Raw genomic sequence first — 2,091 nt, 5'->3', positions numbered from 1 at the left:
AGTTAATAGTTTCTTAATAGTTTTTATTTTATTAATTTAGTCGCTTCTACTTCAAAACGACTTAACATTATGAAAAAACAATTACGCGACTTTTTTAAGTTTGCTGAAAATTTAAAAAATGTAACTTCTTTAAAATCAAAAGCAAACAAAAATATTCTTTTTTTGTTTGTAATTCTTTCAGGAGTTTTGGTACAAGCCCAGGGGCCTGGTTGTCCTAATGTGAATGCCGGACCGGATGTAACATTAGACTGTGATGATTCTTGTACGGAATTAACTGCGTCTTTTTTAAATACAGGTGAGACAAGTGACTATGAAGCAACTTCAATTCCATATGATCCACCCTTTCCTTTTACAGGAGGAACTCCAGTTTCGGTAAATACTGATGATGTTTGGTCTAATACAATCCCGCTACCTTTTGAGTTTTGTTTTTATGGTGAAAACTATACTGAATTCTTAATAGGTTCTAATGGAGTAATGACTTTTGATACAGTTGATAATGACCCCGGAGGTTTTTGTGATTGGTCCTTTAGTGAATCAGTTCCTAATCCGAATTTGATTTCAGCAGCTATATTTGGGGCTTATATGGATATTGATCCATCAGTAGGAGGTTCTGGAACAATCAACTATGCGTTTTTTGGAGAAGCACCCTGTAGAACGTTGGTAGTTAACTTTCCAAGTATCCCCTATTTTAGCTGTAATAATCAATCAATGACTTCTCAAATTGTAATTTATGAAACCACGAATGTGGTTGAAGTATATATGGAGGAAAGAACTTCAGGTTGTAGCTGGAATAGTGGAAACGCTATTATTGGATTACAAAATGTAGGAGGAACACAAGGTCTTGCTGCTCCTGATCGAAATACAGGCGATTGGTCTGCAAGTCAGGAAGCCTGGAGATTTACACCAAGTGGGGAATCTAACGTTGATTTTGTGTGGCTCGATGCCGATGGTGTTGAAATTGCCACAACTCCAACAATAGAAGTGTGCCCAACACAGACATCTGATTATACAGCGCAAGCAACCTATACTTTGTGTAATGGTGATATCATAGTTGAAACAGATACTGTGACAGTAACAGTTGATGGGGCGATATCTCTTGACCTAGGCTCAGATCAGTCTTTTTGTGATGTTTCTTCCTTTGAAATAATTCCCTCCATAACAGGAGCAGACCCCTCAGAGGTTTCCTATTTGTGGAGTACAGGTGAAACTTCACCAACTATAACTGTGAGTTCTACAGGAACATATTCATTGGAAGTAACGTTTGAAAACTGTACAGTTACTGATTCAATCAACTTAGAGTTTAATGAGTCACCTATTTTAAATCTTGAAGGTGATTTAGAAACATGTTTTGAAAGTGAAGTCCTTTTGGATGCTACTCCAACGAATGCTCCTGTTGAAGCGGCTACGTTTGTTTGGACTTTTAACGGAGAAGTATTACCGGAAACAGATCCAATCATTGAAGCAATAGATTTTGGTAATTATACTGTTGTTGTGACTGTTGGAGAATGTTCAACCGAATTTACTGTTATAGTAGGACCGAGAGGTGACCTTGAAGTTACTTTAGGTGATGATATAACAGGATGTACAACTGAGCAAGTAACCCTTACGGCCAACACTTCTGAAGAAGGAGTAAGCTATCAATGGCTTTTAAACGGTGATGTTATTGAAGGACAGTCTTCAAGCTCAATTACCATAACATTGCCTGCTACTGTTTCAAATATGGCAGATATTTATACGGTATTAATCACTAAAGGCGACTGTACAGGAAGTGCAGAAATTGAAGCAAGATCTCTAAACTGCATTATTTCTGAAGGCTTATCTCCAGGTGGTTCTGGTGGATTGAATGATAATTTGGATCTTGAATTTTTAGCAAACAGATCTGGTATAGAAAGTTTGCAGATATTTAACCGTCATGGAAGAATTGTTTTTGAACAAGACAACTATGTAAATGAATGGTTTGGACAGACAGATGAAGGTGATGAATTACCAACAGGCACGTATTTTTATGTTATCAATTTTTCAACCGAAGACAGCCAATATGGCAATCAAAAAACAGGTTGGATTTATATAAACAGAGATTCAAATTAAATG

At 36.8% G+C, this 2,091-nt stretch carries 1 protein-coding gene; it reads left to right on the top strand.

From position 1 onward, the window contains the following. The first annotated feature begins 69 nt into the window (after positions 1-69). Complete coding sequence (locus tag AACY61_RS12865) at positions 70-2,088, top strand: gliding motility-associated C-terminal domain-containing protein (RefSeq protein WP_339611983.1); 2,019 nt, start codon at positions 70-72, stop codon at positions 2,086-2,088. The last annotated feature ends 3 nt before the right edge of the window (positions 2,089-2,091 follow it).

It is taken from the genome of uncultured Planktosalinus sp. (assembly GCF_963973675.1).
GTDB lineage: Bacteria > Bacteroidota > Bacteroidia > Flavobacteriales > Flavobacteriaceae > Planktosalinus.
The sequence above is the reverse complement of the archived record's forward strand: the minus strand, read 5'-3'. Positions and strand labels throughout refer to the sequence as shown.